At 60.0% G+C, this 25,598-nt stretch carries 21 protein-coding genes and 1 pseudogene; 14 read left to right on the forward strand and 8 right to left on the reverse strand.

Annotated elements, in window-relative coordinates:
- The 6 genes and pseudogenes from AC1D19_RS29690 to AC1D19_RS29715 form a co-directional block, all read right to left on the reverse strand.
- Positions 1-254: pseudogene (locus AC1D19_RS29690) on the reverse strand (type VI secretion system tip protein VgrG); the annotation flags it as partial.
- A 318-nt stretch (positions 255-572) separates the two neighbouring features.
- A complete protein-coding gene (locus tag AC1D19_RS29695; protein ID WP_477765490.1) occupies positions 573-1,925 on the reverse strand; it encodes a purine-cytosine permease family protein in 1,353 nt (450 codons plus the stop codon).
- 5 nt (positions 1,926-1,930) lie between these two features.
- On the reverse strand, positions 1,931-2,608 hold the full coding sequence (locus tag AC1D19_RS29700; RefSeq protein ID WP_477765491.1) for a cysteine hydrolase family protein: 678 nt from the start codon (positions 2,606-2,608) through the stop codon (positions 1,931-1,933).
- Between the two features lie 91 nt (positions 2,609-2,699).
- The gene (locus AC1D19_RS29705) at positions 2,700-2,849 is read right to left on the reverse strand and encodes a hypothetical protein (protein ID WP_477753882.1); all 150 of its coding nucleotides are present in this window, start codon (positions 2,847-2,849) and stop codon (positions 2,700-2,702) included.
- 145 nt (positions 2,850-2,994) lie between these two features.
- A complete protein-coding gene (locus AC1D19_RS29710; protein ID WP_477765492.1) occupies positions 2,995-4,038 on the reverse strand; it encodes an LLM class flavin-dependent oxidoreductase in 1,044 nt (347 codons plus the stop codon).
- A 99-nt stretch (positions 4,039-4,137) separates the two neighbouring features.
- Positions 4,138-4,623: a flavin reductase family protein gene (locus AC1D19_RS29715; RefSeq protein WP_477753854.1), complete on the reverse strand. Its 486-nt coding sequence runs from the start codon at positions 4,621-4,623 to the stop codon at positions 4,138-4,140.
- Between the two features lie 324 nt (positions 4,624-4,947).
- On the opposite strand from AC1D19_RS29715, the gene AC1D19_RS29720 reads away from it, so the two are divergent.
- A complete protein-coding gene (locus AC1D19_RS29720) occupies positions 4,948-6,354 on the forward strand; it encodes a purine-cytosine permease family protein (RefSeq protein ID WP_477765493.1) in 1,407 nt (468 codons plus the stop codon).
- Between the two features lie 144 nt (positions 6,355-6,498).
- Here the strand turns inward: AC1D19_RS29720 and AC1D19_RS29725 are convergent, their stop codons facing one another.
- Positions 6,499-7,119 (reverse strand): glutathione S-transferase family protein, encoded by a 621-nt coding sequence (locus AC1D19_RS29725; protein ID WP_477765494.1) that lies wholly within the window; start codon positions 7,117-7,119, stop codon positions 6,499-6,501.
- A 310-nt stretch (positions 7,120-7,429) separates the two neighbouring features.
- On the opposite strand from AC1D19_RS29725, the gene AC1D19_RS29730 reads away from it, so the two are divergent.
- Positions 7,430-7,741, forward strand: coding sequence for a cache domain-containing protein (locus AC1D19_RS29730; protein ID WP_477765495.1), 312 nt, complete (start codon positions 7,430-7,432; stop codon positions 7,739-7,741).
- A gap of 146 nt (positions 7,742-7,887) precedes the next feature.
- Here AC1D19_RS29730 and AC1D19_RS29735 read toward each other — a convergent pair whose 3' ends face one another.
- Positions 7,888-9,375, reverse strand: coding sequence for an aldehyde dehydrogenase family protein (locus AC1D19_RS29735; RefSeq protein ID WP_477765496.1), 1,488 nt, complete (start codon positions 9,373-9,375; stop codon positions 7,888-7,890).
- A gap of 861 nt (positions 9,376-10,236) precedes the next feature.
- On the opposite strand from AC1D19_RS29735, the gene AC1D19_RS29740 reads away from it, so the two are divergent.
- The 12 genes from AC1D19_RS29740 (at position 10,237) to AC1D19_RS29795 (ending at position 25,374) form a co-directional block, all read left to right on the forward strand.
- Positions 10,237-10,905 carry a haloacid dehalogenase type II gene (locus AC1D19_RS29740; RefSeq protein WP_150752413.1) on the forward strand — a complete coding sequence of 223 codons (669 nt, stop codon included), beginning with the start codon at positions 10,237-10,239 and terminating at the stop codon, positions 10,903-10,905.
- Positions 10,906-10,941: 36 nt separating this feature from the next.
- On the forward strand, positions 10,942-12,216 hold the full coding sequence (locus tag AC1D19_RS29745; protein ID WP_477765497.1) for an NAD(P)/FAD-dependent oxidoreductase: 1,275 nt from the start codon (positions 10,942-10,944) through the stop codon (positions 12,214-12,216).
- Positions 12,217-12,301: 85 nt separating this feature from the next.
- Entirely contained in the window at positions 12,302-13,948 is a 1,647-nt protein-coding gene (locus tag AC1D19_RS29750) for an ABC transporter substrate-binding protein (RefSeq protein WP_477765498.1), read from the forward strand.
- 46 nt (positions 13,949-13,994) lie between these two features.
- On the forward strand, positions 13,995-14,951 hold the full coding sequence (locus tag AC1D19_RS29755; protein WP_477765499.1) for an ABC transporter permease: 957 nt from the start codon (positions 13,995-13,997) through the stop codon (positions 14,949-14,951).
- Positions 14,948-15,820 (forward strand): ABC transporter permease, encoded by an 873-nt coding sequence (locus AC1D19_RS29760; protein ID WP_477765500.1) that lies wholly within the window; start codon positions 14,948-14,950, stop codon positions 15,818-15,820. Before AC1D19_RS29755 ends, AC1D19_RS29760 begins: the two co-directional genes overlap by 4 nt.
- A 1-nt stretch (position 15,821) precedes the next feature.
- Entirely contained in the window at positions 15,822-17,666 is a 1,845-nt protein-coding gene (locus AC1D19_RS29765; RefSeq protein WP_477765501.1) for an ABC transporter ATP-binding protein, read from the forward strand.
- Positions 17,663-17,971 carry a (2Fe-2S)-binding protein gene (locus tag AC1D19_RS29770; RefSeq protein WP_052964739.1) on the forward strand — a complete coding sequence of 103 codons (309 nt, stop codon included), beginning with the start codon at positions 17,663-17,665 and terminating at the stop codon, positions 17,969-17,971. The genes AC1D19_RS29765 and AC1D19_RS29770 overlap by 4 nt, the downstream gene beginning before the upstream one ends.
- Entirely contained in the window at positions 17,953-19,344 is a 1,392-nt protein-coding gene (locus AC1D19_RS29775) for an FAD/NAD(P)-dependent oxidoreductase (RefSeq protein ID WP_477765502.1), read from the forward strand. Before AC1D19_RS29770 ends, AC1D19_RS29775 begins: the two co-directional genes overlap by 19 nt.
- On the forward strand, positions 19,341-20,495 hold the full coding sequence (locus AC1D19_RS29780; protein WP_477765503.1) for an NAD(P)/FAD-dependent oxidoreductase: 1,155 nt from the start codon (positions 19,341-19,343) through the stop codon (positions 20,493-20,495). The genes AC1D19_RS29775 and AC1D19_RS29780 overlap by 4 nt, the downstream gene beginning before the upstream one ends.
- Positions 20,492-21,649 carry an acetylornithine deacetylase gene (gene argE / locus AC1D19_RS29785; protein WP_477765504.1) on the forward strand — a complete coding sequence of 386 codons (1,158 nt, stop codon included), beginning with the start codon at positions 20,492-20,494 and terminating at the stop codon, positions 21,647-21,649. The genes AC1D19_RS29780 and argE overlap by 4 nt, the downstream gene beginning before the upstream one ends.
- A gap of 1,146 nt (positions 21,650-22,795) precedes the next feature.
- Entirely contained in the window at positions 22,796-24,253 is a 1,458-nt protein-coding gene (locus tag AC1D19_RS29790) for an NAD-dependent succinate-semialdehyde dehydrogenase (protein ID WP_477765505.1), read from the forward strand.
- A gap of 41 nt (positions 24,254-24,294) precedes the next feature.
- Complete coding sequence (locus AC1D19_RS29795; RefSeq protein WP_477765506.1) at positions 24,295-25,374, forward strand: tartrate dehydrogenase; 1,080 nt, start codon at positions 24,295-24,297, stop codon at positions 25,372-25,374.
- Positions 25,375-25,598: the final 224 nt, after the last annotated feature.

Genomic DNA, 25,598 nt, shown 5'->3' on the forward strand with positions numbered 1-25,598 from the left:
TTGACCTCGGACGGTTCGAAGATCAGGGACGAGACCTTTTCCGGCAGCGCGTGCAGGCTGAAGCTGGCTTGTTGGCCGAGCAGGCGTTCGGCGGCGATGTCGAGCTGGCTGGAGGTGAACTCGATGTAGTAGCTGAAGGGCTGGCTGAGGTGCTCTTCGCCGTGGAAGGCCAGGACGTCGAGGGGGGCGTCTACCTCGCGGACCCAGAGTGTGTGGCGGCTGTGGTCGAAGAAGGTGCGCGGTGCGTTGGACAAAATCAGGCCTCCCTTGGCTGTTGAAGCGGACGGGGAGGCTTCGTTGCCTCCCGCGTTCAAGCGCTCGACAGCTTTCAGGAAGCTGAAAATGGTTGATATAGGATGTTTCTGGAAGGTGCGTAGGACGCTTCCGTGTATGGATGCGCCTAGGCTGTAGGACGGTTCGCGGCTGGCGTTTGATGGCGTCCAGCCGTTCGGGTCGGGCCGGAGTAGAAGATCAAAAGATCGCAGGCTTCGCCAGCTCCTACGGGGATGTACGCCTTGCATTCGTAGGAGATGCCGTCGGCTGCGATCTGTTATGCCGTCAAATGCTGATTACTACGCTGGCACGCTGACGCGCGTGGTCATTTTCATCAGCCAGTAATAACTCAACGCCGGCACCAGCAACCCGACGATCCACGCCAGGTCCACACCATCCAGCGCCGTAGCGATCGGGCCGACATACAACGTGGTGTTCATGAACGGAATTTCCAGGGCAATCGCCAGCAGGAAACTGCCGCAGGCGATCCAGTTGACCCGTCCGTAGATCCCGTTCAGGTCGAAGATGTCGTCAATCCGGTACTGGCCTTTGCGCAGGCAGTAGTAGTCCACCAGATTGATCGCTGTCCACGGGATCAGGAAGTAGCTCATGAAGAAGATGAAGTTGAGGAAGAAGTTGATGAAGTCGTCCTGACTGATGGTGCACAAGGCCGTGGCCACCAGGCTGATCAGCAGCATGAACACACCGCGTACTCGCGGGGTCACCTTGAGCCGGGCGAAAGGTTCGATCACGGTGATGGTCGACATGAACGCGCCGTACAGGTTGAACACGTTGATCGACACCTGGCCGTAGACGATGAAGGCGAACAGCAGCACCGCGCCAGCGCCGAACAGACCGGCGACATGCCCGCCGACGTTGCTGGAGAAGTCACCGATGCCGACGCTCAGGATCGCCCCGAGAATCATCATCCACGCACCACCGCTGACCGTGCCGGCGTAGCTGTACCAGAACACCTGGGCGGTCGGGGTGCTGCTCGGCAGGTAGCGCGAGTAGTCGGCGACGTAAGGCGCGTAGGACAGTTGCCAGGTCACGGCGATGCTCACCGCCACCAGGAACTTCGACAGCGAGAAGCCGGTTGGCAGCCATTGTTCGGCCGGGATCGGCAACTGCAAGGCGAGCACCGTGGCCGCCACGAACACCACCAGCGACAGAATCGACAGCAGCTTCTGCAAGCGGTGAATCAACCGATAGCCATAGAGCGCGACGACGAAGCACAACGCGCCGATCAGGTAGATATTGCCGGACATCGGCAGCGGGCTGACGGACTCCAGCGCCTGGGCCGCGAGCAAGGTGTTGCTGACGAAGAAGCCCAGGTAGATCAGCATCACGAACAGCAACGGCAACACGGCCCCCAACACGCCGAATTGCGCCCGGCTCTGGATCATTTGCGGAATGCCCAGCTTCGGTCCCTGGGCCGAGTGGGAGGCCATGAAAATCGCCCCCAGCAACGAGCCGATGATGATCGCCAACGCACTCCAGAACAGGTTGAGCCCCATCACCACCGGCAACACACCGGAGGCGATGGTGGTGATGTTCATGTTGGCGCCGAACCAGATATAGAACAGCGAACCCGGCTTGCCGTGGCGTTCGGTCTCGGGGATGAAATCGATGCTTCTTTTTTCAACTTGCATGGCGATCACTCCTGAGTCCGGACGAGACGGGATTGCAGACGGGCGATGGTGCTTTGCAGCTCATGAGGCTGGTGGGCAAACAGGTCCGGACGCTCGGGGATCAGGCTGATGTAATCGCGGTGTTCCAGGTCGCGCTGGCACTCGGTCGTGGTGAGGATTTCCAGTGCGTAGACCCAGTTGGCCATGATCAGCAGGGCCGAGTAATGCCCGGCCTCGGTGGTCGTGGTGCAGGCATCGCTGACCAGGCGCACGCGATAACCCAGGGCGAAGGCATCGAACACGCTGGTGAGCACGCAGACGTCGGTCAGCACGCCGCAGACGATCAGCGTGTCGACCTCCATTGCCTTGAGTCGGGCGTCGAGGTCGGTGCGGTGAAAGGCACTGTAACGGCCCTTGTCGATGATCAATTCACCGGGCTGCGGCGTCAGCGACTCGATGATTTCCACTTGCCGGGTGCCGGCGCGGTAACTGCCGGGGCCACCGTCGGCGGCCAGAGGTTCGCCGTGGGGCAGGTCACTGCCGTCGGCCTGATTGATGTGGCGGGTATAGATGACAGGCATCCGCTGATGGCGGACGGTATCGAGCAGGGCGGCGGTATGGGCGACCACCCTGTCGAGGTTTTCCAGGACGAAGCCGTCCTCCTGCTGCATGTCGATGATCAACAGCGCGTTGTTATTGTTCATTGGGCAAACCTGATCAAAGGCGAAACACGATGCACCGCACGCGCCATGCAATGGCGAGACGCGGGGTGCGTGATTGGCTGTTCGGGTGGGCTCAGTGAACTATTTGCCAGAAGCCGTTCTGCTTGGCCGAAACGCTGGCGCGCAGGCGCTTGAAATGCAGGTGCGAAGCGGTCCATTCACCGCGCAGGTAAGCCCGCGCGGCGCCGGAGGGAAGGGCGAGTGGTGGGAGACGACCAGTCATCATTGGAATCGACCCCTGTAGGAGCGAGCTTGCTCGCGAAAAACTCTGGACAACGCGGTCATTCAGATGGCGCGCGTTATCGTTAGCGTCCATCGCGAGCAGGCTCGCTCCCACAGTTGAGGTGTGCTGCAGCAGGACGGCGCAATCAGCGGAACGCTGGCACCACATGCTTGATGAACAGCTCCAGGGATTTTTTCTTTTCCGCGTGGGGCAGGCTGTTATCGCACCAGAAGCTGAATTCGTCGACCCCCAGTTCCTGGTAGTACTTGATGCGCGGAATGATTTCTTCCGGGGTGCCGATCATGGCGGTCTTGTGCAGGCTTTCCAGCTCGAACTCAGGGCGACCGGCGAATTTCTCTTCCGGGCTCGGCGCGAGGAAACCGTTGACCGGGGTGGTCTTGTTGCCGAACCAGGCATCAAAGGTGCGGTAGAACTTCGAGATCGCCTTGGCCCCGACTTCCCAGCCCTGTGGATCGTCAGCGGTGTGCACGTGGGTGTGACGCAGCACCATCAATTGCGGGCGCGGCACGCCAGGATGGTTGTCCAGCGCGGCCTGGAATTTGTTCTTCAGGTCGAGGACTTCTTCGTCGCCTTTCATCAGCGGCGTGACCATGACGTTGCAGCCGTTGGCCACGGCGAAGTTGTGCGAGTCCGGGTCGCGGGCGGCGATCCACATCGGCGGGTTCGGCTGCTGGATCGGCTTGGGCACGCTGGTGGAGGTCGGGAACTTCCAGATGTCGCCGTCGTGGGCGTAGTCGCCGTTCCACAGTGCGCGCACCACCGGAACCATTTCCCGCAGCGCCTGGCCACCGGAGGATGCCGGCATGCCGCCGGCCATGCGGTCGAACTCGATCTGGTAGGCACCACGGGCCAGACCGACTTCCATGCGCCCGTTGCTGATCACGTCGAGCAACGCGCATTCACCGGCCACCCGCAGCGGATGCCAGAACGGCGCGATGATGGTGCCGGCACCGAGGTGAATGGTGGTGGTCTTGCCCGCCAGATAAGCCAGCAACGGCATCGGGCTTGGCGAGATGGTGTATTCCATGGAGTGGTGTTCGCCGATCCATACGGTGCTGAAACCACCGGCCTCGGCCATCAGCGTCAGCTCGGTCAGGTCTTCGAACAACTGGCGGTGGCTGACGCTTTCGTCCCAACGTTCCATGTGTACGAACAGGGAAAACTTCATGACGCTTACCTCGGATCTATTGTTATTGGCCCGTCGGCGCAGGGCATTGATGATTGTTGGTATACCATAATACTGGATAGCTGCAGCCGAAATGTCAAATCAGGCCAGAACGGGCAGGGCACCCATCTTGCCGTGGCAATACACCAGCGGCCCGCTGCTCTGTTGGGGCACGATCAGGTTCTTCACCGCGCCGACCATGATCGCGTGATCTCCGCCTTCATATTCGCGCCACAGCTCACATTCGATGACCGCCGTGGCGTTGGCCAGAATCGGGTTGCCCAACTCGCTCAACGTCCACTCGATCCCCTGGGCCTTGTCCTTGCCTTTGCGCGCGAAGGCATAGGCTTCGTTCTGCTGGCCGCCGGACAACACGTGGATGGCAAATCGTTTGTTCTTGATCAGGACCGGGTAGGAATCGGAGCTGTAGTTGGGGCAGAACAGCACCAGGGCCGGGTCCATCGACAGCGAGCTGAAGGCGCTGGCGGTCAGGCCGACGATTTGCCCGTCGTCATCCAGGGTGGTGATCACGGTCACTCCGGACGGGAACGAACCCATGACTTGTTTGTAGATGGCGGCATCGATCATTGGACGGTCCTCGGGTGATGTGACGCTTTTTTTATGTGTTTGTAGGTCTGATGGTATACCGTAATACATAGATTGCAAGGTCTTTTTAGGTGAACCGATAAACGTACCGCTTTCGTCGGAAAGTCAATGTTTACGGGGCTTTCAGCTAGCCAGTGCTGGCAGGATTCGGGCAGCATAGCGGCTCAGATGCTTGTTCAAAGACCGGATCAGTCTTGTTTAAAGATTGGAATACCATAATATGGTCCGCATCTGAGGGGCGGCCAAAGAGTCCCCCCGGTTTGGCTTCATACAAAGATAAGAACAGACAAACTCGAGTTCATGCACATGTCCCAGATGTCCCGGCAAGATCCGTTGATCGAGAACCACACGGTCGACTACGTTCCACTCGCAGAGCGCCACGGGAAGGCCCGCGATCTCTTCACCCTGTGGTTCAGCACCAACATCGCGCCACTGCCCATCGTCACCGGCGCGATGGTGGTCCAGGTGTTCCACCTCAACCTGTTCTGGGGCCTGCTGGCGATTGCCCTCGGGCACATGGTCGGCGGTGTGGTGATTGCGCTGGCGTCGGCCCAGGGGCCGTGCATGGGCATCCCGCAGATGGTGCAGAGTCGTGGGCAGTTCGGCCGCTACGGCGCTCTGCTGATCGTGTTCTTCGCGGCGTTGATCTACATCGGTTTCTTCATTTCCAACATCGTGCTGGCAGGCAAATCGATTGTCGGCATTGCGCCGTCGGTTCCGGTGCCGGCCAGCATTCTCATCGGTGCCCTCAGCGCCACCGCCATCGGCGTGATTGGCTACCGCTTCATCCATACCCTGAACCGCATCGGCACCTGGGTGATGGGTAGCGCGTTGCTCGCTGGCTTTCTCTATATCTTCGCCCATGATCTGCCGGCGGACTTCTTCACCCGCGGCGGATTCAACCTGTCCGGCTGGCTGGCCACGGTGTCGCTGGGCATCATCTGGCAGATCAGCTTCTCACCCTATGTGTCGGACTACTCGCGCTACCTGCCGGCGGATATCGGTATCACCCGTCCGTTCTTCGCCACTTACCTGGGGGCGACCCTGGGCACGATCCTGTCGTTCACTTTCGGCGCCGTGGCGGTACTGGCAACCCCGGAAGGCACTGAGGCGATGGCGGCGGTCAAGCAGTCCACCGGTTGGCTGGGGCCGATCCTGATGGTGCTGTTCCTGCTCAACATCATCAGCCACAACGCCTTGAATCTGTATGGCGCGGTGCTGTCGATCATCACTTCGATCCAGACCTTCGCCAGCCAGTGGACGCCGAGCATCAAGGTGCGCGTGGTGTTGTCGGGCATCGTACTGGCCGGTTGCTGCGTGGTGGCGCTGGGCGCTTCGGCGAACTTCATTTCGCAGTTCATCGGCCTGATTCTCGCGCTGTTGCTGGTGTTGGTGCCGTGGGCCTCGATCAACCTGATCGACTTTTACCTGATCAAGCGTCGTCGCTATGACATCGCTTCGATCTTCCGCGCTGACGGCGGTATCTACGGTCGCTTCAATCTGCACGGGATCATTGCCTACTTCATCGGCATCATCGTGCAGCTGCCATTCGCCAATACGTCGCTGTATGTCGGACCGTACGCCAATCTGGTGGACGGCGCGGACCTGTCATGGCTGGTGGGGCTGGTGGTGACGTGTCCGTTGTATTACTGCCTCGCTACGCGAAGCCAGGTGCAGGAAAGCCGTTCGGTGAAGTTCGGCTACACCGACTGATCTATTGGAATGCCGCACTTTGTAGGAGCGAGCCCTGCTCGCGAAAGACTCAAGTACGGCGCGTTTAACCGGTAAGCACGCGTTATCGTTGACGTCCATCGCGAGCAGGGCTCGCTCCTACATAAGCGTCAGCACATCGACCACTCAGGCATCCTTGAACGCATTCAGGCCGCGTTGTACCGCCGGCCTGGCTTCGACCGAGACGAACCAGCGCGATAGTTGCGGAAGCTCTTTCCATTCCAGTCGATCACGGAACGCTGTGGCGATGGTGAACGCCGAAATGTCGGCCATGGAGAACTGCGCTCCGGCCATGAACCCGGCAGTCAAAAAACTTTCCGCGTAGGTGAGTTGCTCGATCACCCGCAGATCGATGATCGCCGCCGCCTTGTCCTGCCCCGCCTGGTGCAGAAAAAACGCGGCATGGCTGGGGGCGATGACATCGGTCACGAAAAAGAAATAGCGGTCAATCACCCGGATACGCTCAGGTCCGGCCTGCGCCGGCGCCAGTCGTCCCGGCGCCTTGGCATCGGCGTACTGGATGATGGCGTTGGACTGATTGATGACCAGCGCCGGCGTGGTCCCGTGGTCGATCAGGGTCGGGACTTTCCCGGCCGGGTTCAGCGCCAGGAAGGCCGGGCCACGGTGTTCCTGCGCATACAGGTCGAGCCTGCGTGCCGTGTAGGCGATGCCGGATTCTTCCAGGGCAATCGCGGCCCGCAGACTGTTGCCGGTGTTCGCGCCGTACAGTTCGATTTGATCGTTCATGGGTCATTGCTCCTGTCGGGACACAGGCAGCCACCGAACACTGCCAATCATGTCAGTATGATGAAAATCCGCCGCACTGATATGCAAAAACAGTGTTCGTCCATACCCCTGTGCGACAAGGCTTATCCCTGTACGAAAACTACTTTCATCGCGTTTGATAATAGCCTCTCGAAATGTTTTAGGCGTTTCACAAGCTCTTCAGTCAACCCTCACCTCGAACTTCCGATGCGCATGTCACTCATCGGGCGCGCCTGATTGCGCGCTCGTGTTGAGCGCTGTTGCGTGGGCGGTCATCGGGTCCTGACTGGCGGTGAAACCTTCAAATAACGATAAGCGGTTCACCCAGGAGGATCTTTATGCCTTCGTGGTGGACTTGAAAACCCAACGGTTTGTCGCTCGCGGCTTTTCGTCCCGGTTGATCGGCACCGACTTCAAGTCACTGCGTTCAGTCGACGACAAGCCTATTGGCGAGGACATCCACAAGCAAATGAGCGCCCATGAAAAAGGGGAAATTGCTTACCTGTGGCGCAACCCCATCACTGGGCAGAACGAATACAAGAGGACTTTTTTGCAGCGGGTGAGCGGTTACGTCGTGGCGGTAGGCTGCCATGCAATCAAGTAATCCGACAGGGACCAACAGCAACCACCGCAAGGAGTGTGAGATCGGTGTTTTCTGCTGGCGCAACAAGCGTTCGCGACGGGGCTGCGCGATGGGCGTCCGCATCGGCGGCTAGCCGAATTGGACGGCACCGAACATTTGAATGAGTTCTACGTGCGGGAAGTACTATCAAGTGATCCGCCAAATCCAATGATTGCCTTGGTTTCCAGGTATTCCTCCAAGCCGTAGACACCATACTCACGACCATTACCAGAACGTTTGTAACCACCGAATGGAGCCATTGGATTCCAGGCGGGATAGTTCAGAAGCACTTGTCCCGCGCGGATACGAGAGGCCACTGCACGCGCTAGATCAAGGTCCTGAGACTGAACATGGGCGCCCAGCCCGTATACCGTATCGTTCGCGATAACGACCGCCTCATCGATCGTTTCATACGGAATGATGCACAGCACCGGCCCGAAAATTTCTTCTTGGGCGATGCGCATTGCGGTATCTACGTCGGAGAATACTGTCGGTCGAGTGTAGAAACCCTTTTCATAACCCGGCACACGTCCTGGTCCGCCGCAAACGAGTTTTGCGCCCTCACTCAGACCAGCCTCGATCATGGCTTGCACACGATTGAACTGGGCCTCGTTGGCAATGGGACCGAGCACCGTAGCTTCCGATTGCGGATCACCCACGATGATCGCATTGGCGGTTTCGGCTGCCAGCGATTCAACCTCCGCCAGCCGATCCTTAGGTACGATCATTCGTGTCGGGGCGCTGCACGATTGTCCGACGTTGCGGAACGCTGACATCACGCCCAGTGGGACGGCTTTGGCGAAGTCGGCGTCGGGAAGCAGAATGTTCGGGGATTTTCCTCCAAGTTCTTGTGTAACCCGCTTCACCGTATGGGCGGCCGCCTGTGCGACCAGCGCCCCCGCGCGGTTGGAGCCGGTAATCGAAATCATATCGATATCAGGGTGCGCAGCCATCGCTGCGCCGACCTCGGATCCACTTCCGTTCACGAGGTTGAAGACGCCTGGTGGAAGGCCTGCGTCATGGACCAGTTGTGCAAAAAGAAGGGCGCTCAGAGGCGACAGTTCGCTTGGTTTGAGGACCACAGTGCATCCGGCAGCAATAGCCGGGGCGACTTTCGCGGTGATTTGATAAAGCGGCCAGTTCCACGGGGTGATGAGACCGCAGACGCCGATGGGTTCGCGCTCAATCGCGGTTCCCCCTTCAACCGTCTGGAAACGATAAGTGGACAGCAGATCGCGGGCGACCCGAACGTGTTCGGCCGCGAGAGGCACTTGCATTGCCCGGGCGGAACCGATGGCAGCGCCCATTTCGAGAGAGAGGGCCTGCGCGAGCACTTCTTTTCGCTCAAGGATGAGCTCATGGATCTTTCCAAGGACAAGCGCGCGTGACTCTGCGCGGGTAGCAGACCAACCAGGAAACGCTGCGCGCGCAGCAGCTACTGCCCGATCAACATCCGCGGCGGAGCCTTGCGCGACCTGCGCAACGACCTCTTCAGTTGCCGGATTGACCACCGGCAAACTTGCCGGGATTGCCGGGGAAGACCAACAGCCATTGATATAAAATTTCTGAGCCGTTTGCGGATCAATGCTGTAGCTATTCGAAGATTGTATTGTCATTCAACTGGCTCCCTAGAGCGGTAACAGGCACTGCAAGCAGCAGAGGGCGGTCTGGCTCGCGACCTTGCAAGGCCGCTGAAACAAAGATCAAGCCGAACGTGGAAATCACCAGAACATCGCCGTGGCGACCAGGACATCGCTATGCCGGGTCTTCTCAATAAGCTAGCAAAGCGTGCCAGATAAAATGTGCTGTTCTTCAGGTTTGCAAGGGAGAATCTGCCGTATCTGTCAGGCTGACTTTGTATGAGAACAAGTTGAACCGATTTCGTTAGTAAACCTTCTGATAGACCGCTCAGTGAGACCATTCCTGGTCAGTGCGTTCGTAGGCACATCGGTGGCGGTGATGGGTCATATAGATAGGCAGGTGGGGGCGTGGTGATGCATCGTGCGATGCGCCGCCTTTGTAGAGCTGTCGCGACGCGTACAGATGTTGTTTTGACCGGTATGTCACGGCTATCGCTAATAGAAGCAAGGTTGTCCCAGCGCGCATTGACGCTTGATTGGCCCCGCCTCACCTCGCAGCACAATCAGCGGGCGCGCCTCAGAGAATGCCCTCGTTCTCCTTCCGCCAGCCATAAATACTGCCGCACATTGCATTGTGCGTGGCTTGCCAGCGCACCATAAAAGCCCGCAAAGGCGTAGAAACAGGGGGTGGAGCGCCCGAGTCTGGAGCGTCCCGCAAAGTCTGCTGAGCAAGCCCTGCAAAACGGTGGTTTGTACCAAGCAGCCTATACTTTTAACAGTTTATGCATGGTCTCTTGGTGTTGTAATAAATCCGTGATGCAGCGTTGCACCGATGCTTCCAGAGCGGAGTAACTGCTTGCCCCGTCATGACCTCAACAATCATTAAGGACCGCACTCATGAGCTTTCTTCGACCCAAGTTTATTACCTTTGACTGCTATGGCACGTTGACCAACTTTCAAATGGGAAACATGACGCGCGAACTGTTCGCCGATCGTGTCCCTTTTGAGCAAATGGATCAGTTCGTCAAGGACTTCTCCGCCTATCGTCTGGATCAGGTGATGGGTGACTGGCGGCCGTATGATGAGATCATCAAGACCGCCCTGGCGCGCGTCTGCAAGCGTTGGGGTGTCGAGTACCGGGGTGAAGGCCAACTCTACTACGACGCCGTACCGACTTGGGGGCCACATGCCGACGTACCGGCCGGCCTGGCAAAAATCGCCGACAAGATTCCCTTGGTGATTTTCTCCAACGCGATGGACGAGCAGATCATGTCCAACGTCGACAAGCTCGGCGCTCCCTTCCATAAAGTCTTCACCGCCCAACAAGCCCAGGCCTACAAGCCGCGCCTGGCCGCCTTCGAGTTCATGCTCGATAACCTCGGCTGCGGGCCTGAGGACGTTCTGCATGTGTCCTCGAGCTTCCGTTACGACCTGATGCCGGCCAACGACATGAAGATCAAGAACAAAGCCTTCGTTGCTCGTGGTCATGAACAGCCGGCGAATGCCGTTTATGGCTACCACCAGATCCCGGATATCGGCGCATTGCCCGGGTTGGTCGGTCTCTAAGTCTCAAGGCACTCTTCAAGGCAAAAGGGGTTAGACATGGGCAGTGAGTCCTATTGGCTCGATACCGCACCGCAATTCACCGGTGCACAGCTCGGCGCATTGCCCGGGCAGGTCGATGTGGCCATCGTCGGTGGTGGTCTCACTGGCCTGGCCGCGGCCCGAGCCCTGGCCTTGAAGGGGGCCAGTGTGGTGGTGCTGGAAGGAGGGCGGGTGATTGGCGAGGCTTCGGGGCGCAATGGTGGCCACTGCAGCACCGGCGTTGCCCAGGACTACGCGGCACTCAGCGCCAGCCTCGGCGCTGATAAGGCGCGTGCTTATTACCAAGCCTATGAAAGCGCCGTACAGAGCGTCGTTTCATTGGTGGAGCAGGAGCAGATTGCCTGCGACCTACAGCGCAATGGCAAGCTGAAGCTGGCCGCCAAACCGATGCATTACGAAGGTTTGGCGCGCACCTGCGAATTGATTCGGCGGGAGGTCGACGCCGAGGTCGAGTTGCTCTCTCCAGAAGAAGCCCGTGCTGAAGCCAACTCGACCCAGTTCCATGGAGGCATGCTGCAGCGCAACGGCGTGCAGATGCACGTTGGGCGCTTCGGTGTCGGGTTGGCCGAGGCGGCAGCACGTCACGGCGCATTGATCTTTCAGGGCGTGTCAGTGACGGATTGGAAGGCCAGTGCCGGCGGCTATCAGGTCAATACCACCAAGGGCTCGCTACACGCCACGCAGATTCTGCTGGCCACAGGCACGTGCCAGCAGGGCGGATTGGGCTGGTATCGGCGGCGGATCGTGCCGGTGGGCAGTTTCGTGATCGCCACCGAGGTGCTACCGCAGGCCCTGATCGACAGCTTGCTACCGGCACGGCGTTCCTATGTCACCAGCCGCATGATCGGTAACTACTTCCGCCTGACACCGGACAACCGCTTGCTGTTTGGCGGTCGTGCCCGGTTTGCCATGTCCGACAGCATTTCCGACGCCAAGAGCGGCAAGGTATTGCAGGCGGCGATGGTCCAGATGTTTCCGCAACTGGCTAGCGTGAAGATCGATTACTGCTGGGGTGGCCTGGTGGATATGACCTCCGATCGGTTACCCCGCGCCGGGCAGCATGGAGGGGTTTATTACTCCATGGGTTACAGCGGTCATGGGGTGCAAATGTCGGTGCACATGGGGCAGGTCATGGCTGAGGTAATGGCCGGCAAGGTCGAGGCCAATCCGTGGCGCGAACTCGATTGGCCAGCCATTCCCGGGCATTTCGGAAAACCCTGGTTCCTGCCTCTGGTGGGGGCGTATTACCGCCTGCAGGACTACCTGCACTGAGTTCATGGTGTTGCTTTACGTTTCAACCACGCTGCGCTTAATCAGCAGCACTTGAGCCTGATCATTGACGAAAGGTAGGACTGACATGACTGACAAAAAAAATAATATCGACTCCCAGCTGATCACCGGTGAAGAAAGTCTGCGCGTTTTCGAAGGGCTCAATCGCGGCATGTCACGCCGCAATGCATTGCAGATGCTGGGGTTGGCCGGGGTGGCTGTCGCGGGCGCCAGTAGTCTGTTCGGCGCCGCTGGCAAGCTGTTTGCCGATGATGAGGCTGCAAGCCCTGGCAAAGGCAAGCCCGGCGGTCGTATCCGCGTCTCAGGCTCGTCCAGTTCCACCGCCGACACCCTGGATCCGGCCAAAGGTTCAGGGTCCACCGACTACGTGCGCCATTACATGTTCTACAACGGTCTGACGCGTTTCGACAGCCATATGGTGCCGCAACTGGAGTTGGCCGAGCGTATCGAAACCACTGACGCCACGCTCTGGGTGATCAGCCTGCGCAAGGAAGTGACCTTCCACAACGGCAAGGCGCTGACCGCCGCCGACGTGGTGTTTTCGCTGTTGCGGCACAAGGATCCACTCACCGGTTCCAAGGTCCTGCCGCTGGCGTCGCAGTTCGCCGAGGTCAAAGCCGTCGGTACCCACGAAGTGCAGATACAATTGAGCGGCCCGAATGCTGAATTGCCGTCGGTTCTTGCCGTCTCTCACATGTTGATCGTTCCCGAGGGTACGAGCGATTTCAGCCAGGGCATCGGTACCGGTCCGTTCAAGGCCAAGGAGTTCCAGCCCGGGGTGCGTTCGATTGCTGTGCGCAATACCAATTACTGGAAACCCGGCTTGCCCTATCTGGACGAGATCGAATTTATCTCCATTGCCGATGAGTCGTCACGGATCAACGCCCTGTTGTCGGGCGACGTGCACATCGTCAACGAGGTTAACCCGCGCTCAACGGTTCGCATCAAGGCCAGCCCCAAGCATCGGGTCGTGGACTCGCCGTCGGGTAACTACACTGACCTGATCATCCGTCAAGACCAGATGCCGGGCCAAAGCCCGGAGTTCACCCAGGCCATGAAATACTTGATGGACCGCGAGCAAATCAAGTCGGCGATATTCCGTGGCTACGCCCGGGTTGGCAACGATCACCCGATCGCACCGGGTGCGCGCTTCTTTAACGCCGACCTGCCACAACGTGCCTACGATCCGGAAAAAGCCAAGTTCCTGCTCAAAAAGGCCGGCATGGAAAGCATCACGATGCCGCTGATGTGCTCGCCGGCCGCGACCGGTTCGGTGGACATCGCCGTGCTGTTGCAGCAGTCAGCCAAAGAGGCTGGACTCAAGCTCGACGTCAACCGTCTGCCGAGCGATGGCTACTGGTCCAATCACTGGGCGAAGCACCCGCTGAGCTTCGGCAACATCAACCCGCGCCCCAATGCCGACATGCTTTTCTCGCAGTTCTTCCAGTCGACAGCACCCTGGAATGAATCCGGCTGGAAAAACGAACAGTTCGACCAGCTGTTGGTACAAGCCCGAGGTGAAACCGACGAGGCCAAGCGCGGCAAGATGTACGCAGATATGCAAACCCTGGTGCATGAGCACAGCGGTATCGGCGTGCCAGTGTTCATCAGCAACATCGATGCCGCCGATCAGCGAATCAAGGGCTACGGCACCAACCCTCTAGGCGGTTTCATGGGGTACATGTTTGCCGAGCAGGTCTGGCTGGACGCTTGATGAAAGTCGGGTTTTTGCTGCAGCTACATTGCATGAGGATAGGGTGATGAATAGCAACACACTGTGGTTGATCGGCCGGCGCTTGGGCACGGCGATCGTGACCTTGTTGATTGTGTCCATGGTGGTGTTCGCCATCACGGCGGTGCTGCCGGGAGACGCGGCACAACAGTCTCTGGGGCAATTCGCCACGCCCGAGCAGGTGGCAGCCTTGCGCCTGAAAATGGGGCTGGATCAGCCCGGTGTGTTGCGTTACCTGCACTGGTTGATGAGCCTGCTTGGCGGTGACATGGGGCAGTCGGTATCCAACGCCATGCCGGTCCGCGACTTGATGGCCGGGCGTCTGCCCAACACCCTGATGCTGGCGGCCGCCACGGCGCTGGTATCAGTGCCGGTGGCGTTGATTCTGGGCATCGGTTCGGCCATGGGCCGGGGCGGGCGCATCGACAGTGTCCTCAGCTTTTTTACCTTGACCATGGTGGCGGTGCCAGAGTTTCTGGTTGCGACCCTGGCGGTGCTGATTTTCGCGGTGAACCTGGGTTGGTTGTCGGCGTTGTCCTACGCCAGTGACATCACGTCACCCTGGCAATTCATGCGCACTTACGCCTTACCGGTGATGACGCTGTGCTGCGTGATTGTCGCGCAAATGGCACGCATGACCCGGGCGGCGGTGATCGATCAGCTCGACAACCCTTACGTGGAAATGGCCCGGCTCAAAGGTGTGAGCAAGATCCGGATCGTTCTACGCCATGCCTTGCCCAACGCCATCGGGCCCATCGCCAATGCCATCGCCTTGAGCCTGTCTTACCTGTTGGGCGGGGTGGTGATCGTTGAAACGATCTTCAACTACCCCGGCATCGCCAGCCTGATGGTCGATGCCGTGACCAACCGCGACATGGCCCTGGTTCAAGCCTGCACCATGTTGTTTTGTACGGCGTATTTGACGTTGGTGCTGATTGCCGACCTGTGCGCGATTCTTTCCAATCCGAGGCTGAGAAATCAATGAACAATCTCATTGTGAAATCGCCGGCTACTACCAAATTGGCGCTGGGCAAGGTTTCCCACGGATCGTCCTGGCTCGGCCTGATCGGCGCTGCGATGTGTGTGATCTGGTTGCTGGTGGCCATCTTCGGCCCATGGCTGGCACCGCATCCGGTGGGGGAAGTGGTCTCCGACAATGTCTTCGACAACCTGAGCGCTGCTTACCCGTTCGGCACCGATTACCTGGGCCGCGACATGCTCAGCCGGATACTCGTCGGCGCACGATTCACCGTCGGCCTGGCCTTGGTGGCGGCGGTGTTGGCCAGCGGTCTGGGGACCAGCTTCGCGTTGCTGTCGGTGGTGTCGCCGAAGTGGCTGGATGAGTTGATCAGTCGCTTGATGGACGCCTTCATTTCGATCCCCAGCAAGATGCTGGCGTTGATCATGGTCTCGGCCTTCGGCTCCTCGGTCACCTTGCTGATCTGCACGGCGGTATTGAGCTTCACCCCGGGTGCATTCCGCATCGCCCGCAGCATGGCGGTAAACATCGAAGCGCTGGAATATGTGCAAGTGGCCCGTACTCGCGGCGAGCGTCGGCTGTACATCGCCTGCGTGGAAATCCTGCCGAACATGCTCAACCCGGTGCTGACGGACCTGGGCTTGCGCTTTGGCTTCATCGTGCTGCTGCTCAGTGGCATGAGTTTCCTGGGGCTGGGTGTGCAACCGCCGGATGCCGATCTCGGGTCGCTGGTGCGCGAAAACATCGGCGGTCTCAACCAGGGGGCGCCGGCCATCGTGATTCCGGCGTTGGCCATCGGCACCCTGACCATCGGTGTGAATCTGTTTATCGACCGACTGTCGTCGCGACGTAGTCGACGTTCGGGAGGTCATTGAAATGAGTGAGTTAATTAAGGTTCAGGACCTGCGAGTGGTCGCCTGTGGCGAGCTTGGTGAGGTGGAAATCGTCAAGGGCGTAAGCTTCTCCCTGCAGAAAGGCGAAGTGCTGGCGCTGATCGGTGAGTCCGGCTCCGGCAAGACCACTATCGCCCTGGCGTTACTCGGTTATGCCCGACGCGGTTGTCGGTTGGCGGGCGGGGTGGTGCAGATCGGCGAACACGACATGCTGGCGTTGAGCGAAGGCGAGCTGCAAGGCTTGCGCGGCAACCGTGTGTCGTACATCGCCCAGAGCGCCGCCGCGGCGTTCAATCCGGCGAAAAGGCTCATCGACCAAGTGGTGGAGGGTGCGTTGATTCATGGTCTGGGCAGCAGGGCTGTGCTTGAGGCCAAGGCCATCGAGTTGTTCCGCGACCTGGCCCTGCCAGACCCCGATCACATTGGCCAGCGTTACCCTCATCAGGTTTCCGGCGGGCAACTGCAACGGGTGATGGCGGCCATGGCGCTGATCAGCGATCCATTGCTGGTGGTACTCGACGAACCGACGACGGCACTTGATGTGACCACCCAGATTGATGTACTGCGGGCGTTCAAACGGGTGGTCCGTGAACGTGGCGCGACGGCAGTCTACGTGTCCCACGACCTGGCGGTAGTGGCGCAGATGGCCGATCAGATCGTGGTGCTCAATGGCGGCGAGATCTTCGAACAGAGCGCCACGGCACCCTTGCTCAAAGGCCCGACCCACGAATACACCCGCAGCTTGTTGGCGGCAGCACGGCCGGACACCACTATCCGTCCACCCTGCGGTGTTGCTGAAGACACTCCTTTGCTGACCATCCAGGGTCTGACCGCCGGTTACGGCAACAAGAACGCGCATGGCATGCCATCGATCCTCGTATTGGGGGATATTGATCTGACCGTGCGTAGGGGCCAGGCGATTGGCGTCATTGGTGAGTCAGGTTCTGGCAAGTCGACTTTGGCACGGGTGGTGGCCGGGTTGTTGGAGCCGGCGCTCGGGGGACTGACCTTCGATGGCCAGCCCTTGGGTGGCAGCCTGTCGTCGCGCACCGATGAGCAGTTCCGACGCATTCAAATGGTCTTTCAGAATGCCGACACCGCACTCAACCCGATGCACAGCGTCAGCACTATTCTGAGCCGCCCGCTGAAAATGTATTTCGGGCTTAAGGGTGCAGCATTGCGCGAGCGTATCGGTGAGTTGCTGGATCTCGTTCGTTTACCACGCACGATGGCTGAACGTCGTCCGAACGAACTGTCCGGCGGGCAAAAACAACGGGTCAATCTGGCCCGGGCCCTGGCCGCCAAGCCGGATCTGATTCTCTGCGACGAGGTGACCTCGGCACTGGATACCGTGGTCGGTGCAGCGATTCTCGAACTGTTGCGCGACCTGCGTCAGCAACTGGGCGTGTCCTATCTGTTCATCAGCCATGACATCTCCACCGTGCGAGCGCTGTGCGACGACATCGTGGTGATGTACAGCGGCCACAAGATCCAGGCCGGCAGTCGCCAGTCGTACGCCCAGGCACCGTTCCACCCCTACACCGACTTGTTGATCCATTCGGTGCCGGAGTTGCGTCAGGGCTGGCTGGAAAGCTGTGGAACAACGACCTGCGGCACGCTGCCGCCCATTGGTGCAAAAGCCAATGTGCCGGGGCTGTGCACGTTCCTCAATCGCTGCCCGGTGCGGGTCGACGGCCTGTGCAATTGTGTACCGCCGGACCGTCGGATGATCGTTGGCGGCAGTGAAGTCCTTTGCCATCACGACAGTGCCGAGCTGCTGAAAACTCAGCAGGATTCCAACAGCATGACCGTGGGAGCCTATGCATGAACGGGCGTTTCGTAAGGCTGGCCGAACAGGGCCGGCCCATCATCAAACTTCAGGTAGACGGCAAACCTATCGAGGCGCTGCAGGGCGATACGCTGATGGTCGCGTTGCTGACTCAGGGTTCGGCCTTGCGCCAATCGGAGTTCGATTCTGGCCGCCGCGCCGGTTTCTGCTTGATGGGCGCGTGCCAGGACTGCTGGGTCTGGACCCGCAGCGGCGAACGTCTACGCGCCTGTTCCAATGAGGTCCGTGAAGGGCTGGATATTGTCACCACACAACCGGAGGCGATATGGCCACTGCGCGGCTGAACCCTCATCGAGTCGTAATCGTCGGCGCCGGGCCGGCCGGTACACGTTGCGCCGAAACCCTGGTCGCCGCTGGATTCAAGCCCATCCTGATCGATGAAAATCGCCGGGATGGCGGGCAGATCTACCGGCGCCAACCCGAAAGGTTTACCCGGGATTACGCCACGCTGTATGGCACCGAAGCCGCCAAGGCCAACGACCTGCACCAGAGCTTCGACCGTTTGCGCGGGCAGATTGATTATCGTCCGGACACACTGGTGTGGAACCTGACGCCGGGGCAACTGTGCTGTGTCAGCCAGGGCAAGCACTCGACGGTGGATTACGACGCGCTGATCCTCTGCACCGGCGCCACCGACCGTTTGATGCCGATTGAAGGCTGGCAGTTAGCGGGCACGTATAGCCTGGGCGGTGCGCAGATCGCCCTGAAATCTCAGGCTGTGTCCATCGGCCACAGCGTGGTGTTCATGGGCAGCGGGCCGTTGCTGTATCTGGTTGCCAGTCAGTATGTGAAGGCGGGAGCCAAGGTCGCGGCAGTGCTCGACACTTCGCCGTTGAGCAAACGGATCCTTGCCATGCCGAAACTGCTGGCGCGCCCGGGGTTGCTGTTCACCGGGATGAAACTGTTGGCGCAGCTTTACCGGGCGAAGATCCCGGTGCACCTGGGCATTTCACCGCTTCAAGTGCTAGGCGATGCGGCCAGCGGTGTCAGTGGCGTACGCGTGCGCACGGCGCGCGGTGATACCTTGACGGTGGATTGCGATGCCGTGGCCCTCGGTTATCACCTGCGTCCGGAAACTCAATTGGCCGACCTGGCCGGTTGCCGTATGCGCTTCGATGAAGCGTCGAGCCAATGGTGGCTGGCCACGGATGAAGACGGCCGGACCTCGGTCAGCGGCGTGTATGCCGCCGGTGACGGCTCGAAGATTCGCGGTGCCGATGCGGCCGAACACGCCGGGAGGCTGGTGGCCATGGCGCTGCTGGAGGATCAGCAGCAACCGATGAACGTCGGGTTGCGCGACGAACAACGGCACGCGCTGGCGGTGATGGATGAATTTCGCCTCGGCCTGGCGCAGGCGTTTCCCTGGCCCTCCGCCCAGGCCAAAGCGCTGCCGGACGAGGCGATCGTCTGCCGCTGCGAAATGATCACGGCCGGCGAATTGCGTCGGACCGTCAGTGAGAAGGGGGCCTGTGAAGTCAATCGGGCCAAGGCCTTCAGCCGGGTCGGCATGGGCCGCTGCCAGGGCCGTTATTGCTCCCAGGCCGGGGCAGAGGTGATTGCCGCCGCCGCGGGCGTCAGCGTGCAACAGGTTGGCCGACAACGGGGTCAAGCGCCGGTCAAACCCCTTTCGATACTCACCGAGGAGGTGTCGCCATGACGGTACAGAAAGCCGATGTCGTGATTGTTGGCGGCGGCCTGATGGGCTCAGCGGCGGCGTTTTTCCTGCGCCTGCGCGGGCAGTCGGTGATCTTGCTGGAGCGCGACCAGATCGGTCAGTACGCCAGCGGTGTGAATTTCGGCAACGTGCGACGTCAAGGGCGATACCTCGGGCAGCTGGAACTGGCCAATCGTTCCTGGGCGTTATGGAAGCGTCTGCCAGAACTGATTGACGATGACCTGGAATTCATCGCCAGTGGGCATATGCGGGTGTGTTACCGCGAAGACGAGATCGCCGAGCTGCAAGCCTACGCAGACGCCCCTGAGGCAGAGCAGCTGGACCTGAAGATCTTTAGTGGCGACGAATTACATAAGCGCTTTCCGTTTCTCGGCCCGGATGTGAAAGGCGGCTCCTATGCCCCCCACGATGGGCACGCCAACCCGCGTCTGGCGGCCCCGGCGTTTGCCCGCGCGGCACGACGCCTCGGTGCGCAGATCGAAGAGCGCACGGAAGTGGCCGAGGTGCAAAAGGTCGGCGGCGAGTTCAGTATCAGCACCACCGACGGTCGTCAGTTCAGCGCCGCCCAGCTGTTGATCACCGCTGGCGCCTGGGGCCAAAAACTCTCGGCGCAATTCGGCGAACCGGTGCCGCTGGAAACCCATGGTCCGCAAATGGCCGTGACCGAGCCAGTGCCTTACGCCTTGCCGACAGTCATCGGTGTCTATACCAAGATTCCCGAGGAAGTGATTTATTTCCGCCAAATACCCCGTGGAAATATCATCATCGGTGGCGGCTATCGCAGCGAGCCGGACATGCTCAACCGCCGGGCCTATGTCGAGCCGCGCAGCATTCTCAATCAATTCGATCAGATGCGTCGCCTGCTGCCGGGTGTCGGCAACCTGAACATCATTCGGGTCTGGAGTGGTATCGAAGGTTACCTGCCTGATTCACTGCCCGTAATGGGGCCGAGCGGCACCGTTGATGGTTTGTTCTATGCGTTCGGTTTCAGCGGTCATGGCTTCCAGCTCGGCCCGGGCGTGGGCGACGTGATGGCGGAACTGATCAGCACCGGCAGCACCAGCACTTCGATTTTGCCGTTCTCCATCAACCGGTTCGCTTCTTCAGTCGAGCAACGGAGCAAGGCCTCATGAAGCCTCGTGTACTGGAGATTCTTAAACACCTGATGGCCTTTGAAACCGTTTCTGCGGAATCGAACATGGCCTTGATTGAGTACGTGCGCGATCTGCTGCTGAGCAAGGGCATCGAGTCGCTGATCGTCAAGGACACCAGCGGCAAAAAGGCCAACCTGTTCGCCAGTACTGGTCCGCGGGAGGTGCCGGGGATTCTGCTGTCCGGCCATACCGACGTGGTGCCGGCAGCGGGGCAGGCCTGGACCTTTCCAGCGTTTCAGGCGACCGTGCAGGACGGTCGGATCTATGGCCGTGGCAGTTGCGATATGAAGGGCTTTGTCGCGTTGGCTATCGACGCCATGCTCGATGCCGCCGATCATCCGTTGAGTCGGCCATTGCAACTGGCGCTGTCCCACGACGAAGAAATCGGCTGCGTGGGTGTTCGACGCTTACTGGATGTATTGCATCTGGCGCCGGTGCGGCCGTTTCTGTGCGTGATCGGTGAGCCGACCAACATGCAGTTCGTGCTCGGGCACAAGGGCAAGGGTTCTTACCGCACTTACTGTCGCGGTCTGGAAGCGCATTCCTCGCTTGCGCCGCGTTCGGTCAATGCGATTCATGTGGCCTGCGATTTCATCGCGGCACTGCGTCAGAGCCAGCAGCAACTGCAAGAGCAGGGCGCCCAGGATGCCGACTATGACGTGCCCTACAGCACCGTGCATGTCGGGCAGATTGTCGGCGGCAAGGCGCTGAATATCGTGCCGAACCTGTGCACCCTGGATTTCGAAGTGCGTAACTTGCCAGCGGACGACCTGGATCAGTTCCTGGAACAGATGCGCGAGCGTGCCGAACTGATCGTTCGCGAAGCCAAAAAGCTGTCCAGCGTGGCGGATATCGAGATCGAAACCCTGAACGTCTATCCGGGCCTCGATACCCACCCGAGCGTTGAAGCGGTGCGTTTTCTGAAAAACTTTGCCGCGCCGGACACCGGCACTGCCAAAGTTTCGTTCGGCACCGAGGGCGGGTTGTTCAAACAACGCCTGGATGTGCCGGTTGTGGTCTGTGGCCCGGGCTCGATAGAACAGGCGCACAAGCCTGACGAGTTCATCGAGATCAGCCAGATGGAAGCCGGCGAGCACTTTCTGCAAGGGTTGTTGGGCTCGATGCGGCTCTAGTGTCCCGCTTGCTGACACCGAACATTGATCGGTGTACATATCCGTTTTTGCGGTCATGGCCGCTGGCGGTTTCGCTTTTACAGCGAGTCACTTTCGAAAAGCGCGAAAGTAACCAAAGCGCTTCTGCCCCTTTCGTTCGGTGCCTCGCCTAGGCTCGGCATGCCCTCGCTCCGGTCCTGCTCCGTGGGCCCGCCGCGATCGGCCATCCATGCCGGGTTGCCCACTGCGCAGAACCTCCACTCGGCCTCACGAGGGGGCGGTGCGTCAAGATCAAAAGCTGCAGGCGAGCTAACGCTCGGCCTGTTGCGTGGTGAAAAGCAGAGCGGATATGTCTGAATTTTTGTGGGAGCTGGCTTGCCTGCGATGGCGACCTGTCAGCCGGCCCATCTTCCCCGAATGTACCCAGTCCAAGTGTGGGAGCGAGCCTGCTCGCGAAGCTGTTGATCTTGCCGTTGCTGTTGCTGTTGCCATTGCCGTGGCTTTGGCTTTTGATCTTGATCTTGATCTGCCGCCCCTTTCCCAGAGGCCGAACGCAGGCGTTGCGTAGGGGGCACCGCGGCAAGGATGCCGCGGTAGCCGCCCCCGGCCATGGATGGCCGATGGCGGCGGGCCCCCGGAGCAATGCCGGAGTGAGGGCATGCCGAGCCTAGGCGAGGCACCGAATGGCGGGGCAGAAGCGCTTTGGTTACTTTCGCGCTTTTCGAAAGTGACTCGCTGTAAAAGCGAAACCTCCAGCGGCCGTTACCGCAGAAACGGATATGTACTCCCAGCACCAAGCCCCAAGCACCAAGCACCAAGCACCAAGCACCAAGCACCAAGCCCCAAGCCCCAAGCCCCAAGCCCCGACAGTGAATCGCTGTAGCCCACGGAATGTGTAGATACCTATGCCCTCTCAAAAAAAACGCTAGCCGCTCGTAACTCTTGCGAAATTCCCAGGCGAATGCCGCCGAGCCTTGGCCTGCGAACTGAAATGACATCGTCAAGCACTGCATCGTCTGACCGCGACAGTATCCATCACCCCACCAACAGTAGAGCCTGCCGTCGAATGCCGATTTTCAGCATTCGACGCTGCCGGGGCGGCGCTTTCAGCATCCTCGTCTGTGGCGACACAATAGACTGGAGGCTGTCTCGGAACAGGACTCGACCATGCTCAACAATCGCCTGAAAGACCCCAGCCTGCTGGTAGAACTCGCTTACATCGACGGTCAGTGGATCAGCGCCGACAACGCCGCCACCCTGGACGTTATCGACCCGGCCAGCGGCCAGTTGCTCGCCCGCGTACCCGCGATGCAAGGCAGCGAAACCCGACGCGCCATCGACGCTGCCGAACGCGCCTGGCCGGCCTGGCGCACCCGCCCGGCGGCAGAACGGGCGGCGCTGCTGGAACGCTGGTATCAGGCGATGATCGACAACCTGGACGATCTCGCGTTGATCATGACCTGCGAGCAAGGCAAGCCGCTGAATGAAGCCAAGGGCGAGGTCCGCTATGGCGCCAGTTTCGTCAAATGGTTCGCCGAAGAAGCCCGTCGGGTTTACGGCGAAACCATCCCGGCACCCAGCGGCGACCGCCGCTTGCTCACGCTTAAACAGCCGGTTGGCGTCTGCGCCGCGATCACCCCGTGGAACTTCCCCAACGCGATGATCACCCGCAAATGCGCACCCGCTTTGGCGGCCGGCTGCCCGGTCATCGTCAAACCCTCGGATCTGACTCCGCTGTCCGCCCTGGCTCTGGCGGTGCTCGCCGAGCGCGTCGGCATTCCGGCCGGGGTGTTCAACGTAGTGACCGGTATGCCTGTCGGCATCGGCGAAGAACTGACCGGCAACCCGACGGTGCGCAAGATCTCCTTCACCGGTTCCACTGCTGTCGGTCGGCTGCTGATGCGCCAGAGCGCCGAACACATCAAGCGCTTGAGCCTGGAACTGGGCGGTAACGCGCCGTTCATTGTGTTCGATGACGCTGATCTGGAACAGGCAGTGGCCGGCATCATGCTCAGCAAGTTCCGCAACGCCGGCCAGACCTGCGTTTGCGCCAACCGGATTCTGGTGCAGGACGGGATCTACGAGCGCTTCGCCCAGCGCCTGGTGGAGGAGGTGGGCAAGCTCAAGGTCGGCAATGGCCTGGACTTTGAGGTGACCATCGGCCCACTGATCAATGCGGCGGCGGTGAGCAAGGTCGCTCGACATATCGACGATGCTTTGAGTCAGGGAGCCCTTCTGCTCTGTGGCGGCATCCCCGAAGGCGACAGCCAGTTCGTCCAGCCGACGGTGCTCGGTGAGGCCCATGCCGGGATGTTGCTGGCCAACGAAGAAACTTTCGGCCCAGTCGCACCGCTGATGCGCTTCACCAGTGAAGAAGAAGCGCTGGCCCTGGCCAATGCCACGCCTTATGGCTTGGGCGCCTATTTCTTCACCCAGGATTTACGCCGTTCATGGCGCTTCGGTGAGGCGCTGGAGTTTGGCATGATCGGTCTCAACACCGGGCTCATCTCCATGGAAGTCGCCCCATTCGGCGGTATCAAACAATCGGGTCTGGGCCGTGAGGGCAGCAAGTACGGGCTGGATGAATACCTTGAAGTCAAAGCCTTCCACATCGGTGGGCTGTGATCCGGTCAGCGTTTGAACAGGACATTGAGGAGCCACGATTGATGAGCAAACCATTCAGAATCGCCGCGATTGCCGGCGATGGTATCGGCAAGGAAGTCTTGCCTGAAGGGCTGCGGGTACTGGAGCAGGCCGCGAAGAAATGGCAGCTGGACTTGAGCATCGAAGTGCTCGATTGGGCCCACTGCGATTACTACCTGGAACACGGGCAGATGATGCCTGCCGACTGGTTCGAACAACTCAAGGGCTTCGATGCGATTTACTTTGGCGCCGTGGGCTGGCCGGACAAAGTGCCGGATCACATTTCCCTGTGGGGTTCGCTGCTGAAGTTTCGCCGTGACTTTGACCAATACGTGAATATCCGTCCGGTGCGGCTGTTTCCTGGTGTGCCGTGTCCGCTGGCCGGGCGCAAAGCCGGGGACATCGATTTCGTGGTGATCCGCGAGAACACTGAGGGCGAGTATTCGTCGGTCGGCGGCAAGATGTTCGAAGGCACCGAGCATGAGTTCGTGCTGCAGGAGTCGGTGTTCACTCGGCGCGGCGTGGACCGGATTCTCAAGTTCGCCTTCGACCTGGCCCAGACCCGGCCGCGCAAACGCCTGACCGCGGCCACCAAGTCCAACGGCATTTCCATCAGCATGCCGTACTGGGATGAACGCACGGCGTTAATGGCGCAGCAGTACCCGGACGTCACTTGGGACAAGCAACACATCGACATTCTCTGTGCGCGCTTCGTGCTGCAACCAGATCGTTTCGATGTGGTGGTGGCGTCGAATTTGTTCGGCGACATTCTGTCCGACCTGGGACCGGCCTGCGCCGGTACCATCGGCATCGCCCCCTCGGCCAACCTCGATCCGGAGCGGCGCTTTCCCTCGCTATTCGAACCGGTCCATGGCTCAGCGCCGGATATCTATGGACAGAACATCGCCAACCCGATTGCGATGATCTGGTCCGGTGCCTTGATGCTGGACTTCCTGGGCAATGGCGATGAGCGCTACCGGGCGGCCCATGACGGTATTCTGAAGGCCATCGAACAGGTCATCTCCGAGGGACCGATCACCCCTGATCTGGGTGGACAGGGCTCGACCCAGGATGTCGGAATGGCAATCGCTGCGGCGCTTTAACTCCAGATAACAACAGGTCGGCTGGAGAGCTCCACCCCTTCTTATGTCTCACCCTTTTAGCCCGTCTCACTGCGGGCTTTTTTTATCGCGTGCCAATACCCCTCTGACAGTCTCTTTTCAAGGTGCCCTGCTGAGCGCCTGCACAGTGGAACTGCTTCTAACGGCTCTTTCCTTCAGTGTTGCGAAGATCCAGAGAGGAGGGATCAAAGGAATGTGAAGGAAGG

Source organism: Pseudomonas sp. P1_C12 (genome assembly GCF_056406435.1).

Bases quoted from the DNA above. Each gene is read 5' to 3' on its own strand.
- AC1D19_RS29695 (WP_477765490.1), bottom strand. From the start codon at position 1,925: ATGCAAGTTGAAAAAAGAAGCATCGATTTCATCCCCGAGACCGAACGC.
- AC1D19_RS29700 (WP_477765491.1), bottom strand. From the start codon at position 2,608: ATGAACAATAACAACGCGCTGTTGATCATCGACATGCAGCAGGAGGAC.
- AC1D19_RS29705 (WP_477753882.1), bottom strand. From the start codon at position 2,849: ATGACTGGTCGTCTCCCACCACTCGCCCTTCCCTCCGGCGCCGCGCGG.
- AC1D19_RS29710 (WP_477765492.1), bottom strand. From the start codon at position 4,038: ATGAAGTTTTCCCTGTTCGTACACATGGAACGTTGGGACGAAAGCGTC.
- AC1D19_RS29715 (WP_477753854.1), bottom strand. From the start codon at position 4,623: ATGATCGATGCCGCCATCTACAAACAAGTCATGGGTTCGTTCCCGTCC.
- AC1D19_RS29720 (WP_477765493.1), top strand. From the start codon at position 4,948: ATGTCCCAGATGTCCCGGCAAGATCCGTTGATCGAGAACCACACGGTC.
- AC1D19_RS29725 (WP_477765494.1), bottom strand. From the start codon at position 7,119: ATGAACGATCAAATCGAACTGTACGGCGCGAACACCGGCAACAGTCTG.
- AC1D19_RS29735 (WP_477765496.1), bottom strand. From the start codon at position 9,375: ATGACAATACAATCTTCGAATAGCTACAGCATTGATCCGCAAACGGCT.
- AC1D19_RS29740 (WP_150752413.1), top strand. From the start codon at position 10,237: ATGAGCTTTCTTCGACCCAAGTTTATTACCTTTGACTGCTATGGCACG.
- AC1D19_RS29745 (WP_477765497.1), top strand. From the start codon at position 10,942: ATGGGCAGTGAGTCCTATTGGCTCGATACCGCACCGCAATTCACCGGT.
- AC1D19_RS29750 (WP_477765498.1), top strand. From the start codon at position 12,302: ATGACTGACAAAAAAAATAATATCGACTCCCAGCTGATCACCGGTGAA.
- AC1D19_RS29755 (WP_477765499.1), top strand. From the start codon at position 13,995: ATGAATAGCAACACACTGTGGTTGATCGGCCGGCGCTTGGGCACGGCG.
- AC1D19_RS29760 (WP_477765500.1), top strand. From the start codon at position 14,948: ATGAACAATCTCATTGTGAAATCGCCGGCTACTACCAAATTGGCGCTG.
- AC1D19_RS29765 (WP_477765501.1), top strand. From the start codon at position 15,822: ATGAGTGAGTTAATTAAGGTTCAGGACCTGCGAGTGGTCGCCTGTGGC.
- AC1D19_RS29770 (WP_052964739.1), top strand. From the start codon at position 17,663: ATGAACGGGCGTTTCGTAAGGCTGGCCGAACAGGGCCGGCCCATCATC.
- AC1D19_RS29775 (WP_477765502.1), top strand. From the start codon at position 17,953: ATGGCCACTGCGCGGCTGAACCCTCATCGAGTCGTAATCGTCGGCGCC.
- AC1D19_RS29780 (WP_477765503.1), top strand. From the start codon at position 19,341: ATGACGGTACAGAAAGCCGATGTCGTGATTGTTGGCGGCGGCCTGATG.
- argE (WP_477765504.1), top strand. From the start codon at position 20,492: ATGAAGCCTCGTGTACTGGAGATTCTTAAACACCTGATGGCCTTTGAA.
- AC1D19_RS29790 (WP_477765505.1), top strand. From the start codon at position 22,796: ATGCTCAACAATCGCCTGAAAGACCCCAGCCTGCTGGTAGAACTCGCT.
- AC1D19_RS29795 (WP_477765506.1), top strand. From the start codon at position 24,295: ATGAGCAAACCATTCAGAATCGCCGCGATTGCCGGCGATGGTATCGGC.